This window comes from Actinomadura sp. 1N219 (assembly GCF_044326405.1).
Classification (GTDB): domain Bacteria; phylum Actinomycetota; class Actinomycetes; order Streptosporangiales; family Streptosporangiaceae; genus Spirillospora.
The window spans coordinates 134835-148765 of sequence record NZ_JBIRAY010000015.1; the positions used below are offsets into that span (position 1 = coordinate 134835).

At 72.9% G+C, this 13931-nt stretch carries 14 protein-coding genes; 8 read left to right on the plus strand and 6 right to left on the minus strand.

The genetic code is table 11. The annotated features are described in order from the left end of the window. Positions 1-16 precede the first annotated feature (16 nt). From ACH35V_RS35335 to ACH35V_RS35350, 4 genes are all read right to left on the minus strand, one after another. Positions 17-1381 (minus strand): HD-GYP domain-containing protein, encoded by a 1365-nt coding sequence (locus ACH35V_RS35335; RefSeq protein WP_395979212.1) that lies wholly within the window; start codon positions 1379-1381, stop codon positions 17-19. A 589-nt stretch (positions 1382-1970) separates the two neighbouring features. Continuing rightward, positions 1971-2900, minus strand: coding sequence for an NAD-dependent epimerase/dehydratase family protein (locus ACH35V_RS35340; protein ID WP_395979213.1), 930 nt, complete (start codon positions 2898-2900; stop codon positions 1971-1973). A gap of 19 nt (positions 2901-2919) precedes the next feature. Continuing rightward, entirely contained in the window at positions 2920-3222 is a 303-nt protein-coding gene (rsrA, locus tag ACH35V_RS35345; protein WP_395979214.1) for a mycothiol system anti-sigma-R factor, read from the minus strand. Next, positions 3219-3974, minus strand: coding sequence for a sigma-70 family RNA polymerase sigma factor (locus ACH35V_RS35350; protein ID WP_395979215.1), 756 nt, complete (start codon positions 3972-3974; stop codon positions 3219-3221). Before ACH35V_RS35350 ends, rsrA begins: the two co-directional genes overlap by 4 nt. A 178-nt stretch (positions 3975-4152) precedes the next feature. Between ACH35V_RS35350 and ACH35V_RS35355 the strand changes: the two genes are divergently transcribed. After that, positions 4153-4923, plus strand: coding sequence for a class I SAM-dependent methyltransferase (locus ACH35V_RS35355; protein WP_395979216.1), 771 nt, complete (start codon positions 4153-4155; stop codon positions 4921-4923). Here the strand turns inward: ACH35V_RS35355 and ACH35V_RS35360 are convergent. After that, a complete protein-coding gene (locus ACH35V_RS35360; protein WP_395979217.1) occupies positions 4920-5255 on the minus strand; it encodes a TraR/DksA family transcriptional regulator in 336 nt (111 codons plus the stop codon). The two genes, ACH35V_RS35355 and ACH35V_RS35360, sit on opposite strands and share 4 nt — an antisense overlap. A gap of 80 nt (positions 5256-5335) precedes the next feature. Then, entirely contained in the window at positions 5336-6187 is an 852-nt protein-coding gene (locus ACH35V_RS35365; RefSeq protein WP_395979218.1) for an SOS response-associated peptidase, read from the minus strand. Here ACH35V_RS35365 and ACH35V_RS35370 point away from each other — a divergent pair. From ACH35V_RS35370 to ACH35V_RS35400, 7 genes are all read left to right on the plus strand, one after another. Next, complete coding sequence (locus tag ACH35V_RS35370; protein WP_395979219.1) at positions 6186-7004, plus strand: DoxX family membrane protein; 819 nt, start codon at positions 6186-6188, stop codon at positions 7002-7004. The genes ACH35V_RS35365 and ACH35V_RS35370 overlap by 2 nt on opposite strands. Before the next feature lie 120 nt (positions 7005-7124). Then, positions 7125-7727, plus strand: a complete 603-nt coding sequence (locus ACH35V_RS35375) for a sigma-70 family RNA polymerase sigma factor (RefSeq protein WP_395979220.1) — start codon at positions 7125-7127, stop codon at positions 7725-7727. Continuing rightward, entirely contained in the window at positions 7724-8419 is a 696-nt protein-coding gene (locus ACH35V_RS35380) for a zf-HC2 domain-containing protein (protein WP_395979221.1), read from the plus strand. Before ACH35V_RS35375 ends, ACH35V_RS35380 begins: the two co-directional genes overlap by 4 nt. Positions 8420-8467: 48 nt before the next feature. Then, entirely contained in the window at positions 8468-9751 is a 1284-nt protein-coding gene (gene aroA / locus ACH35V_RS35385) for a 3-phosphoshikimate 1-carboxyvinyltransferase (RefSeq protein WP_395979222.1), read from the plus strand. 17 nt (positions 9752-9768) lie between these two features. Beyond that, positions 9769-10776, plus strand: a complete 1008-nt coding sequence (gene rsgA / locus ACH35V_RS35390; protein WP_395979245.1) for a ribosome small subunit-dependent GTPase A — start codon at positions 9769-9771, stop codon at positions 10774-10776. 59 nt (positions 10777-10835) lie between these two features. Further along, positions 10836-12410 carry a serine/threonine-protein kinase gene (locus ACH35V_RS35395; protein WP_395979223.1) on the plus strand — a complete coding sequence of 525 codons (1575 nt, stop codon included), beginning with the start codon at positions 10836-10838 and terminating at the stop codon, positions 12408-12410. Positions 12411-12414: 4 nt separating this feature from the next. Then, a complete protein-coding gene (locus tag ACH35V_RS35400) occupies positions 12415-13914 on the plus strand; it encodes an FAD-binding oxidoreductase (protein ID WP_395979224.1) in 1500 nt (499 codons plus the stop codon). The last annotated feature ends 17 nt before the right edge of the window (positions 13915-13931 follow it).

Here is a 13931-nt window from a genome sequence, read left to right on the forward strand (position 1 = left end):
CTCATGGGACGTCCCGTCACCGACGCACTTCGTCGCTCGGCCGGACCCCGTCCCCGGCGACGCGGAGGGGCGCGCTCGGGTCGTCGTGGTCCTGCTGGGTGGTCTCGACGACGTCGTCGTCCGGCAGGACGACCGGGTCGGGCGGCACCCACGGGTCGCGGTCGAGCGCCCGCAGGAACGCCTCGACGATCTCCGGGTCGAAGTGGTCGCCCATGCAGCGGCGCAGCTCGTTCACGGCCTCGTCGACGCTGCGGGCGGGCCGGTAGGAGCGGGTGGACGTCATCGAGTCGAACGCGTCGGCGACGGCGATGACCCGGGCGAACTCGGGGATCTCGTCCCCGGCGAGGCCCATCGGGTAGCCGCGTCCGTTCATCTTCTCGTGGTGGTGCATGATGCCGGCGAGCGCCTCGTCCAGGAACCCGATCTCGCGGACGATCTCCAGCCCGCGCATCGGGTGCAGCTGGATCGCGGCGAACTCCTCCTCGGTCATCGGCCCGTTCTTCTGCAGCACCTTCGTCGGGACGCCGAGCTTGCCGACGTCGTGCAGCATCCCCGCGTAGCGGATCGCCTCGACCCGGTCGGCGCGCATCCCGATCTCCTGCGCGATCATCACGGAGCCGCGGGAGACCCGCTCGGAGTGGCCGCGGGTGTAGTAGTCCTTGGTCTCGACGGCCTGGCACAGCGCGGCGAGGGTGGCGGCGTGCGCCTGCTGCTGCACGTACGCCTGGTCCATCGCCCACCGGGCGATCAGCAGCGGCAGCAGGACGAGGACGGCGGCGAACGGCCCGACGCGCGGCCACAGCCCGGCGATCAGCAGGCCGACCATGCCGTAGCCGAGGCAGCCGACGGCGAGCCGGCCGCTCTCGTGCAGCAGCTCGCGCGGCGTCGCCTGCCGGGCGAGCAGCAGCACGCCGCCCATGAGGGTCAGGTTGACCAGGACGAAGGTGACGAGCGCGCCGAGGAACGGGCCGATGACGTTCTCGACCCAGCGGGCCTGCTCGGGATGGAACCGGTCGCCGCCGAGGAGCTCGAAGACCGTCCCGGCGATGAAGCCGCAGAGCGCGAGCTGCCCGCCGTTGAAGAGGCGCTTGACCGGCGCGAAGAACCGCTGGCCGGTGACGACGGCGCAGAAGCCGAGCAGGGCCGCGCCGGACGGGCCGAGCAGCACCACCGAGGCGAGGCTGGCGGCGAAGCTCATCGACACCCTCGCGCGCGCGACGTTCAGCCGGGCGGGCGCGGAGTCGCAGATGAGGAACAGCAGGGCCAGGACCGCGAGCTGGTCCCAGTCGATGTCCGCGAATGACGACGTGGCGATGAGGCCGGCCGCGAGGGCGACCACGCCACAGACGTACGCCCAGGCAGCGAGAGGTAGACCACGCATTGCCGCCCCTCAGGGAGGGAACACGCCCCATCCGGCCTGTCCGCGACGGCGCGTCCCGTGCGGGCGGGCCGGGGACGAGGAGTGTTCAGTGACGAAATGGCGGGCCGTCACCGGGCCGGCGCGTGCCTCTCGGCACCCGCGCCTACACCCAGGACACGCCCTCGGACATCATCAGCGACGACGCCGAGGCGCACCGGCGCCGGACGTGTCCCGCCGGCGTCACGCGCTTGAGCATGGCTCCTTGCCTCCCCCCGCGATCCGGGCCGTCCGGCCTCGCGGCCGGTCGCCGGGACCGGGACGGTCCAGGCTTCCGGCCGAGCACATACCCCGAATTCACTGGTATGCACGTGCTCCCGTCGCTGATTTCGGCACAAGCCTAACGTGGACTGCCCAGGCCACACAGGCATGCGAGGAAACGTGAGCAAAGCGTGAACCTATCGTCACCTTAGGTGATCATTTGACCGGCCCGAATGCACGTTTCGTATGCGGACAATATTGGGCGACACCGGCAATGCACGTGCAGCCGCAATTCCATCCGAATATGCATGCGGAAAGCGCACGAAACGGTGAGACCCGGCGAGCGCGGCATTCAGCGTCGAGCCGGGGCGTTCCGCTCCCGCGCCCACGCGACCGTCTCGGCGACGCCCTCCCGCAGGCCCACCTCGGGGTTCCAGCCGAGCGCCTCACCCGTGAGGCGCGGGTCGACGGACATCGCGGGCAGGTCCCCCAGCCGGGGCGGCGCGAACTCCGGGTCGTCCGGGGCGCCCGCAGCCTCCGCGACCAGGGTGTGCAGGTCGCGGTCCGTGGTCTCCAGGCCGGTGCCCACGTTGAGCCGGAGCCCGCCGCCCTTGTCGCCGGCCGCGCGGGCGAACGCGTCCACCACGTCCAGCACGTACACGTAGTCGCGGGTCTGCGTGCCGTCGCCGTACACCTTGGTCGGACGGCCCGCCAGCAGCGCGTCCGTGAAGATCGAGACGACGCCCGCCTCGCCCTCGGGGGTCTGTCTCGGGCCGTACACGTTCGCCAGCGTCAGCGTCGTGAAGCCGATGCCGTGCAGGGCCATGTACGTCTGCGCGTACACCTCGCCGGACACCTTGGACGCCGCGTACGGGGACGCTGGCCGCAGCTCGGCGTCCGCCGGGACGGGCAGCGCGTCCGGCACCCCGTACACCGCGCAGCTCGACGTGAACACGACCTTGCGCCCGCCCGCGGCCCGCGCCGCCTCCAGGACGTTCGCCGTCCCGACCACGTTCGTCCGGGCGTCGTGCAGGGGGTCGGCCACGCTGGCGCGGACGCTGACCTGGGCGGCGAGATGGCAGATCACCTCGGGGCGCCGCACCGCGGCCTTCTCCACGAGCGCCGGGTCGGCGACGTCCATCTCCCACAGCTCCGCGCCGGGACGGACGTTCGCGCCGGACGACAGGTCGTCCACGCCGATGACCTCGTGACCGTCGGCGACCAGCCGGTCGACGAGATGGGAACCGATGAAGCCGGCCGCGCCGGTGACGAGAACGAGCACCCGCAGAACGATACCGGGGTCAGGCGCTTCCGGACGTCTCGGACTTCTCCGCCGTCCCGGCCTTGATCTCGCCGCAGATCTCCTCGATGCGGCCGAGCACCTTCTCGCGCAGGTCGCCCGGCGCCGGCTCGCAGCCGCAGGACTTGTTCACCAGCTTCTTGACGGCCTCTTCGAGCCCGTACTCGCGCAGGCACGGGCCGCACTCGTCGAGGTGCTCGCGCACCTCGCCGCACCCGCCCTGGTCGAGCTCGCCGTCGAGATAGGTGTAGACCCGCGCCAGCACCTCGTCGCAGGGAGTCTCGTGGTGGTTGCCGCAGCTCATTGGGTGGAACCTCCGCTCGCCCTGGTCAGGCCCCGGTCCTGAGCGTAGTCCTCCAGCATGCCGCGCAGCTGCCGCCGGCCGCGGTGCAGCCGCGACATCACCGTGCCGATGGGCGTGCCCATGATCTCGGCGATCTCCTTGTAGGCGAAGCCCTCGACGTCGGCGAGGTAGACGGCGATGCGGAACTCCTCCGGCAGCTCCTGCAGCGCCCGCTTCACGTCGGTGTCGGGCAGGTGCTCCAGCGCCTCGGCCTCGGCGGACTTCAGCCCGCTGGAGGTGTGCGACTCCGCGCGGGCGATCTGCCAGTCCTCGATGTCCTCGGTGGCGGCCTGCTGCGGCTGGCGCTGCTTCTTGCGGTAGGAGTTGATGAACGTGTTGGTCAGGATCCGGTAGAGCCACGCCTTGAGATTGGTGCCTTCCTTGAACTGGTGGAAGGACGCGAACGCCTTGGCGAACGTCTCCTGGACGAGATCCTCGGCGTCCGCCGGGTTGCGCGTCATGCGCAGCGCGGCCGAATACAGCTGGTCCAAGAACGGGAGCACGTCGCGCTGGAACCGCTCCTGGCGCTGCTCCACGGTCTCCGTGGTGCCCTGTACCTGACCCACCCCCTCGGCTGTGGCGCCAGTGGCCTTGATCCGGCCGTCGGCGTCGTTCCCCACAGACGATATCGGCCCGCGCGGCCTGCTCAGGCGCGCGGGTGCCGACGCGTCGCCGCGCGGTGTCCGCTGCAGATCGGCAACGGCTGTGGTCATCGGTGTGCACCTCCGCTGTACTTGCCTGTGAGACGGTGCAACACCGCAACGTCCCCGCCGATTCCCCGTCAGGAAGTGACGAAACGAACCGCCCCCGCGGACCCCCGTCCTGCACGGAGGGTGATGATCTCCCCGGACGGGGAAGACCAGACATATACGGCGAGAACAGGAGCAAGCGGTGCAACCGGTGCTACCGGCGCAACCTTCCGAGCCCACCATCGCCAGCCTGCGTGACGTCTCCGGGGACTCCCTGGCGCGCTACTGGACGTTCTACTGGGCGGTCGCGTCCGCCCAGCTCGCCCGGTGGCTGCCGCGCAGACCCTCCCGCCTGCTTGACGTCTCGGGCGGACGCTGCGCGGCGCAGGCGGCCGAGGCGGGCCACACCGTCCTCGAAGTGCGCGATCCGGGGCGGGCCGACGCGGGGGAACGTCCGGCCAAGGGCGCCGCCATCCCGCTGATCGGCGACCCCGGCACGCTCGCCTTCCTCGCCGACGCCTGCGTGGACGGCGTGATCGCGGAGAACCGCGTCCTGTCCCGGCACCTCGCCACCGAGTCCACGGTCGCCGAGATCGCCCGCGTGCTGCGGCCCGGCGGACGCGTCCTGCTGTGCGTCGACTCCCTCACCCTGGGCATGGCGCTGCTGGCCGAGCGGAACTACTGGGCGCACCTGTCCGACGTCCCGAGCGCCGAGGTCGTCCTCGTCCCCTGGCCGGACGGGACGATCACGCGCTCGTTCTCGGCCCACCAGCTCCGCGAGCTCCTCGCCGACGCGGGCCTCGAAGTCGAGTGGGTCAGGCCGCGCACGGTCCTGTCCCCCTCGATGGTCGAACACGTCCTCGCCGACTCCCCACGCGCGCTGGCACGGCTCGTCCGCACCGAACTGAACGCCCCGAATCCGGACGAGTCCCTAGGAATCCACCTGCTGGCGAGTGCGCGCCGCCGCGCCTAACCGCGCGTGCTGCGGTCGTGGGCGGACTGGCAGGTGATGCAGCGGGCGGCGTCCGGGCGGGCCTCCAGGCGGCCTTCGGGGACGGGGCGGCCGCAGCCGACGCACCGGCCGTAGGTGCCGGCGCCGACCCGTTCCAGCGCCTCGGCGACGGCGCGGCGGTGGCGTTCGAGGGAGTCCAGGGCGGCCTCCACGCGGTCGTGGGCGGTGAGCCCGGCGCCGGCGTCGGCGGACGAGTTGTCGCGCTCGGGGCTCTCCCCCCGGAGAATGGCGATGGAACGGTCCAGGTCGTCCAGCATGGACTCCAGGCGGGAGCGGGCTACGGCGGTGTCCACGATGCTGCGAACTCCTCCCGGTGGGGGGATTCCGGGCGATGCGAGGGTCGGGGCTCCGACCGCCGCCGCAGCGGCCGCGGTCAGAACAAACTGCCGGAATGGTTCCCAGAACTATCCCCAGAAGTCTCCGGTTCTATGAGTTCCGGGCCGTTGTTTCTCACGCTGTTGACGGCCTTCGACACCGGATAGGCGTCCATTGTCCCGGCCATCGCGGGCACCAGCAGGCCGCGGACCTGCTCGGCGTCGGTGAGCGCGGGGTCGAGCCAGGCGTCCCAGCGGTCCGGTTCCACGATCATCGGCATCCGGTCGTGGATGCGGCCGAGGTCGTCCGGCGCGTCGGTGGTGATCACCGTGCACGTCCAGAGCCATTCGTCCTCGGGCGACTTCCACAGTTCGTAGAGGCCCGCCATCGCCATGATCGCGCCGTCGTTGGGACGGATGAAGAACGGCTGCTTCTGCGGCTTCTTCTTCTTGGCCTTCTTCTCGCCCTCGGCCGGATCGGGCGTGTCGCCCTGGTCCTGCAGCGTGTACCACTCGAAGTAGCCGTCGGCCGGCAGCAGGCAGCGCCGCCGCGCGAACGCGCGGCGGAACGACGGCTTCTCGTGCACCGTCTCGAACCGCGCGTTGATCATGCGCGAGCCGATCGACATGTCCTTCGCCCAGGACGGGACGAGCCCCCAGCGGACCGTCCGCAGCTGCCGGACGGCGGGCTCCTCCTCCGGCGCGTCCTTCGGGCGCCGGTTCAGGACGACCGGGACCTGCTTGGTCGGGGCGACGTTGTAATCGGGCTGGATGTCCCCGTCGACGGCGTCGAGCTGGACCTGGAACTCGTCCAGCAGCTCCTGACGCGCGCGGGTGGTGGCATAGCGTCCGCACATGGCTCCCATCCTGCCGCGCTTGAGGCGCGGCGCGCTGGGCATGTAGCGGGTCATGCGACCCTTCACGACTCTGGCCCGCCCGTTCGTGGCGGCCCCTTTCATCATGAACGGCCTGGACGCGGTCCGGGATCCGCGCGAGCGCGCCGAGCGGGTCGGCCCGGCGGTCAAGCCGGTCGCGGACCGGATCGACTGGCTGCCGAAGGACGCCGAGACGCTCGTCCGGATGGAGGGCGCGCTCAGCCTCGGCACCGGGGCGCTGCTGCTGACGGGCAGGTTCCGGCGGCTCACCACGCTGCTGCTCGCGGCGCAGCTGGTGCCCGCGCTCGCGACCGAGCACCGCTACTGGACCGAGGACGACCCCGAGCGCCGCGCCAGCGAGCGGTCCCATCTGCTGAAGAACGCCGGGCTGTTCGGCGCGCTGCTGATGGTGGCGTCCGAGCCGCGCCGCGCGCCGCGGACGGCCGAGGTGCGGCGGCAGGCCAGGGAGGCGCAGATCAAGAGCGCGGCGGAGGCCAAGGCGCTGCGCCGCGAGGCGGCCATCACGCTGCGGGACGCGCGCCGCGAGGCGGCGCGGCAGGTGCGCACCGCCCGCGCCGAGGGCGGGCGCAAGGCCGCGCGGACGGCGAAGTCGGCGAAGGGCGCCAAGGCGCGCGGCGCGTTCGCGGTAGGGAAGGCGGGCGGCGCGGTGAAGAACGCCGGCAGCGCGTTCCGGGTGGGCCGGGCGTCCAAGCCGGGCCGGGCGGCGCGGGCGGGCAAGACCGTCAAGGCCGGCACGGCGACGCAGGCGGCCAGGGCGATGAAGGCCGGACGGACGGTGAAGGCGGGAACGGCCGTCCAGGCGGGCCGGGTCCGGCAGGCGGTCAAACGCTGACGCACCCGCCGACTTCCCGAAGAGAACCTTAAGAGAGCCTCAAATCCGTTGAACCGCGGCCCCGGACGGTCCCGTACTGCCAGTTGACCCCGACCGACCAGCAACGGAGACGCCAGGGCCATGGCAGTTCCCGGATCGACCGGTCGCCAGACCGGCGGGTTGCGGAGCCTGCTCCGCCGACCCGGCGCGGCGCGGCACGCCGAGCACGACAGGGCGGTGCGCGACGAGGACATCGTCGCCGAGCTCTACCGCGAGTACCACCGGCCGCTCCTCGCGTTCGTCCTCCGGCTGACCGGCGGCGACCGCCCGTGGGCCGAGGACGTGGTGCAGGAGACCATGATCCGGGCCTGGCGCAGCGCGGACCGGCTCGACGACCGCACGTCCTCGCTGATGCCCTGGCTGGCCACGGTCTCCCGGCGTATCGTGATCGACCACCGGCGGCATCGCGAGGTCCGGCCGCCGGAGGTCGGCGACGGCCCCCTGGAGAACCTGCCGATGGCGGACGAGCTGGACGGACTGCTGCGCAAGGTCGTCGTGACGGAGGCGCTGGAGTCGCTCTCCCCCGCGCACCGGCAGGCGCTGACGGAGACGGTGCTGCGCGACCGGACGGTCAACCAGGCCGCCGAGCACCTCGGCATCCCGGTGGGGACGGTCAAGTCGCGCGTCTACTACGCGTTGCGCGCGTTGCGCGTCGCCTTGGAGGAGAGGGGGGTGACCTCATGAGCTCCCAGGTCGAGCACACCGACGTCGGCGCGTACGCGCTTGGCCTTCTCGAAGAGGGCGACCGGCGGGCGTTCGAGGCGCATCTGCGCGGGTGCGGGACGTGCCAGGCCGAGCTGCGGGAGATGTCGGGGACGGCGGGCGTCCTCACCGCGCTCGGGGCCGCGGAGCCGGAGGAGGAGGAACCGTCCACACCCCCGGCACCGGTGATCGACATGATGCGGCGCAGGCGGCGGGCCGATCGGCGTTCGCGCCGTGCCGCCCTCGTGATCGGCACCGCTGCCGCCGCCGGCGCGCTGGTCGCGGGAATCGGCGTGGGGACGGTCCTGAACGACGAGGGCACCGCCCCGAAGACGCCGCCCGCGCCGCCCGTCGCCGGGGAGCAGTTCAGGGGGACGAACCCGAGCACGGGCGCGTCCGGCATGGTCGGCCTGGTCGACAAGGGCTGGGGGACGCAGGTCAGCCTGGAACTGCGCGGCATCAAGGGCCCGCTGAGGTGCCATCTGGAGGCCGTGTCCAGGGACGGCGAGCGCACCGTCGTCGCGGGGTGGCGCGTCCCGGACAAGGGGTACGGGGTGCCGGGGCAGCCGAAGCCGCTCGTCATGCAGGGCGGGACGGGCCTCACGCGTCCGGAGATCAGCCGCTTCGAGGTGCGCCTCGACGACGGCGGGACCCTGCTGACGATCCCGCTCTGACCCGCTCTGATCATCGGGGTGAGGGGCCCGGCCGGATAGCCTTGGGGCATGCCCTCTCCGCACTGGTCCGCCCCGGTCGCCCATGCCCCGGTGGACGCCGTCGTCCCGCTGCCCGGGTCGAAGTCGATGACGAACCGGGCGCTGATCCTGGCCGCGCTCGCCGACGGGCCGTCCACGATCACCCGGCCGCTGCACAGCCGCGACACCGAGCTGATGGCGGACGCGCTCCGCGCGCTGGGCGCAGGCATCGGCGAGGACTTCGCCGACTGGCAGGTCCTCCCGGGCGAGCTGGCGGGCCCGGCGCGGGTGGACGTCGGCCTCGCCGGGACGGTGATGCGGTTCCTGCCGCCCGTCGCGGCGCTGGCGTCCGGCGAGGTGGCGGTGGACGGCGACCCGCGCGCCCGGGAGCGTCCGATGGGCCCGATCATCACCGCGCTGCGGGCGCTCGGCGCGGACATCGACGACGGCGGGCGCGGCGCGCTCCCGTTCACCGTGCGCGGGACCGGGGCGGTGAACGGCGGGCAGGTCGTGATCGACGCGTCCGGGTCGTCGCAGCTGGTGTCGGGGCTGCTGCTGGCCGCGCCGCGCTTCGAGAAGGGCGTGGAGGTCAGGCACGAAGGCCCGCCGGTGCCGTCGGCACCGCATCTGGCGATGACCGTCCAGATGCTGCGGGACGCGGGCGCGACCGTCGAGACGGAGCACAACGTGTGGCGTGTCGCGCCTGGCCCGCTGCGCGGCGGCGAGCGGGTGATCGAGCCGGACCTGTCGAACGCGGCGCAGTTCCTCGGCGCCGCGCTCGTCACCGGCGGCCGCGTCACCGTGCCGGACTGGCCGTCCGAGACGACGCAGCCCGGCGACGCGCTGCGCGAGTTGCTCGCCCAGATGGGCGCGGAGGTCACCCACGGCGCGGACGGCCTCACCGTGCGCGGCACCGGCGGCTTCCCGGGCGGCTTCCAGGGCCTGGACGCCGACCTGCATGAAGTCGGCGAGCTGACTCCGGTGCTCGCCGCCCTCGCCGCGCTGGCGGGCTCCCCGTCCAGGCTGACGGGGATCGCGCACCTGCGCGGCCACGAGACCGACCGGCTCGCGGCGCTGGTCACCGAGATCAACGGGCTGGGCGGCGACGTCCGGGAGCTGCCGGACGGCCTGGAGATCAACCCGCGCCCGCTGCGCGGCGGCGTGTTCCGCACCTACGACGACCACCGGATGGTGATGGCGGCGGCCGTGCTCGGATTGGCCGTTCCCGGCATCGAGGTGGAGAACCCGGGCACCGTGGGCAAGACTCTTCCGAACTTCACCGAGCTGTGGGCGTCGACGGCGGCGCCCGCCTGAGCGCAGGGACCGGATCACTGGCACGACGAGTACAGGACTATGACGAGGACGACGTCCGGGTGCGGCCCGGCCGCCGCGGGTCGCGTCCGCGCACCCGCCGCCGTCCCGCGCACGAGGACGCCTCGTCCGGGTTCGTGACCGCGGTGGACCGGGGCCGGTACCGCTGCCTCGTCGCCCCGGGCACCGCCGAGGAGCGCGGCGTGACCGCGATGCGCGCCCGCGAGCTGGGCCGCAAGGGCGTCGTCGTGGGCGACCGGGTGGCGCTGGTCGGGGACGTGTCAGGCGACCCCGACACCCTGGCCCGGATCGTCCGGGTCGAGCCGCGGACGTCGTCGCTGCGCCGCACCGCCGACGACACCGACCCGTTCGAGCGGATCGTCGTCGCGAACGCCGACCAGCTCGCGATCGTCACCGCCCTCGCCGACCCCGAGCCCCGCCCCCGGATGATCGACCGGCAGCTCGTCGCCGCCTACGACGCCGGGATGGACCCGCTGCTCTGCCTCACCAAGGCCGACCTCGCGGGCGCCGCCGACCTGGTCGCCGAGTACGCGCCGCTCGGCGTCCCGTACGTCGTGACGAGCCGCGGCGGCGACCTGGACGAGCTGCGCGGCCACCTGTCCGGGCGGACGAGCGTGCTGGTCGGGCATTCGGGCGTCGGCAAGTCGACACTGGTGAACGCGCTCGTCCCGGACGCGGAGCGGGCCGTCAGCGAGGTCAACGCGGTCACCGGGCGCGGGCGGCACACGTCCTCGTCGGCGATCGCGCTGGAGCTGCCCGGCGGGGACGGCTGGATCATCGACACCCCCGGCGTGCGGAGCTTCGGCCTCGCGCACGTCGACCCGAAGAACGTGATCAACGCGTTCGAGGACCTGGCGGACGGCGCCGCCGAACGCTGCCCGCCGCACTGCGGCCATCTGCAGGAGAACTGCGGGCTCGACGGGTGGGTGGACGAGGGCCGCGCCAGCCGCGCCCGCCTCGACTCGCTGCGCCGCCTCCTGGCGAGCCGCGAGGGCGACGCCGAATAGCCCGGCATAGCCGGGCATAGGCCGCACCTCGCCGGGCTCGCGTCGGTATCGTCGCCCTCATGGTCCAGACGATCGCAGCGCGCTACGAGCTGGTGGAGGTGCTCGGGCGCGGCGGGATGGGCGCCGTGTGGCGGGCCCGCGACCGCACGCTCGACCGCGAGGTGGCGGTCAAGGAGGTGGCGCTGCCGCAGGGCCTGGACGCGGCACAGGTCGAGCGGACGTACGCGCGGACGTTCCGAGAGGCGAGGTCGGCGGCGCGGCTGGACCATCCGGGGATCGTGACCGTCCACGACGTGGTCGAGGAGGACGGGCGGCCCTGGATCGTGATGCAGCTCGTCCGGGCCGAGAGCCTCGACAAGGCCATCGCGCGGGAGGGGCGGCTGCCGCCGGGCCGGGTCGCGGCGATCGGCGCCGACCTGCTGGACGCGCTGTGCGCCGCGCACGCCGCCGGGGTCGTGCACCGCGACGTCAAGCCAGGGAACGTCCTGCTGCCACAGGGACGGGCCGTGCTCACCGACTTCGGCATCGCGACCGTCGCCGGGGACGAGACCCTCACCCAGGCCGGCGCCGTCGTCGGGTCGCCCGCCTACCTGGCGCCCGAGCAGGCCCGCCACCAGAAGGCCACGCCCGCGTCCGACCTGTGGTCGCTGGGCGCGACGCTGTACGCCGCCGTGGAGGGCCGTCCCCCGTACAAGCGGCCTGACGTGTGGGGCGTGATGGCCGCGCTGCTGTCCGACGACCCGGACCCGCTGCAGCTCGCCGGGCCGCTCACGCCGGTCCTGCACGGCCTGCTCCGCAAGGACCCGGATCAGCGGATGAGCCCCGACGAGGCCGGACGGCTCCTCCGCCAGATCGCGCAGACCGCCGCCGCGCCCGCCAGCCACACCCCACCTCCCCTTCCGCAGGCGACACCGCCGCACAACCTGACGCTGCAGCCGCCGCCCGCCGCGCCGACGATCGAGTCCCCGTCGTGGCCGACGCAGCCTCCGCCCGGCGGTCCGGCGCGCCCGCCGCGGCGCCCGCCCTGGCCCCTGATCATCCCCGGCGGGATCTTCGCGGCGGCGCTGGCCGTCGCCGTCATCGCGGTCGTGGTGTTCACCAGCAGCGGCGATGAGGGCGGCAACGCCTCCCCGACGTCTTCGGCGGGGACGTCATCGTCGCCGTCGTCGACGAACGCCGCCGCGCCCTCCGGGTACCGCCTGTACCGGGGGTCGGCGTTCGTCGCGGCGGTCCCGCAGGGCTGGAAGGACGAGAGCTCCGGCGACGACGTCTCGTTCACGGACCCGGCCCAGGGGGTGCGGCGGGGCCTGGTGATCCAGCGCGTCTCGAACACGGACTTCGCCGACCCGGGGAACGGCCTCGCGGACGCGATGGGCAAGATGAAGGCGGACACCGCCGAGTACCCCGAGTTCAAGCAGGAGAGCCTCGACCGCAACGTCGCCTACCTCGGGGGCACGGCCGCCGAAGCCCAGTTCACCTTCGTCAAGAACGACATCCCCGGCCGGGTCCGCATCCGGGTGTTCAAGTTCGACGGCGCCATCTACCAGGTCGTCCTGGCTGCGGGGCAGGCGCACTGGGACGGGGCCGTCCCGGCCTACGAGACGTTCCTCAGCACGCTGCGAAGCACGTCCTGACGCCATGGACCGGCGAAAGTTACTCAAGGCGACGGTCCTCGGCCCGCTGGCCGCCGCCGGGTGCTCCGACGAGAAGCCGTCCGGTGGCGGCCCGCCCGACGATCGCCCCTCCCGGCCGCCGCGTCCGACCGGCCCGGCCGACTGGAACGCGCTCGAACGCGGCCTGGACGGGACGCTGATCCGTCCGTCCGACGCCTCCTACGCCCAGGCCCGCCGCCTCTACATCCCGCGCTACGACGCCATCGAGCCCGCAGGCATCGCGTACTGCGAGACGCCGCAGGACGTGTCCGAATGCATAGCGTTCGCGACGCTGCAGCGGATACCAGTCGCGGTGCGCTGCGGCGGCCACAGCTACGCGGGCTGGTCGACGGGCACGGGCCTCGTCATCGACGTCTCCCCGATGGACACGGTGAAGCGCGACGGCGGCAACGCGGTCGTCGGCGCCGGGACGCGCCTTATCGACCTGTACGCCGGGCTCGCCAAAGACGGCGTGGGCGTCCCGTCCGGCAGTTGCCCGACGGTCGGCGTGGCGGGGCTGACGCTGGGCGGCGGGATCGGCGTGACGTCCCGCGCGTACGGGCTGTCCTGCGACGCGCTGGTGTCGGTCCAGGTCGCCACGGCGGACGGACGCGTCCTGACCTGCGACGACAAGCAGAACCCCGACCTGTTCTGGGCCTGTAGGGGCGGGGGCGGCGGCAACTTCGGCGCCGTGATCTCGTTCACGTTCCGCGCGCACGAGATCGCGGAGGTCACGCCGTTCAGCCTGCGCTGGCCCTGGTCCGACGCGGCCGACGTGATCCGCGGCTGGCAGCGCTGGGCCCCGTCCGCGCCCGACGCGGCCTGGACGAGCCTCCGCCTCGACACGCGGCCCGGCCAGGCGACCCCGAGCATCGAGGTCATAGGCGTGGCGCTCGCGGACGCCGCCCGCCACATGAACGCGCTTACAGCCGCGACGGGGACGGACCCGACGTCGTCCACCTCCCAGAGCCAGCCCTACCTGGACGCCATGAAATTCATGGGCGGATGCGCGGGACAGACCGTCGAGCAATGCCACGTCCAAGGCACACTGCCCGGCCAGCGCCCCGCCGGCGCCTTCCCCAGGACGAACTACGCCGGTAAATCCCACATCGCCTACAAGCCCCTGCCCGACAACGCCATCAGCGCTCTTCTGGACCGCTTCGACAAGGGCAACGACGTCCAGAACCGCTCCGTCCTGATGGACGCCCTGGGCGGCGCGATAGGCCGCGTGGGTCCGGGCGACACCGCCTTCCCGCACAGGAAGGCTCTGTTCTGCGTCCAGTACCTGGCCCCTGACAACGCTTGGCTTCGCGCCACGCACGCGGCGATGGAGCCGTCCATGGGCGGCACCGCCTACGTGAACTACATCGACCCGGATCTCAAGGGCTGGACGACCGCCTACTACGGCCCCAACCTAGATCGGCTCAAGAAGACCAAAGCGGCCCACGACCCCGAAAGACTGTTCCGCTTCCCGCAAGCGCTCTGACGCGTCAGCCGCTCCAC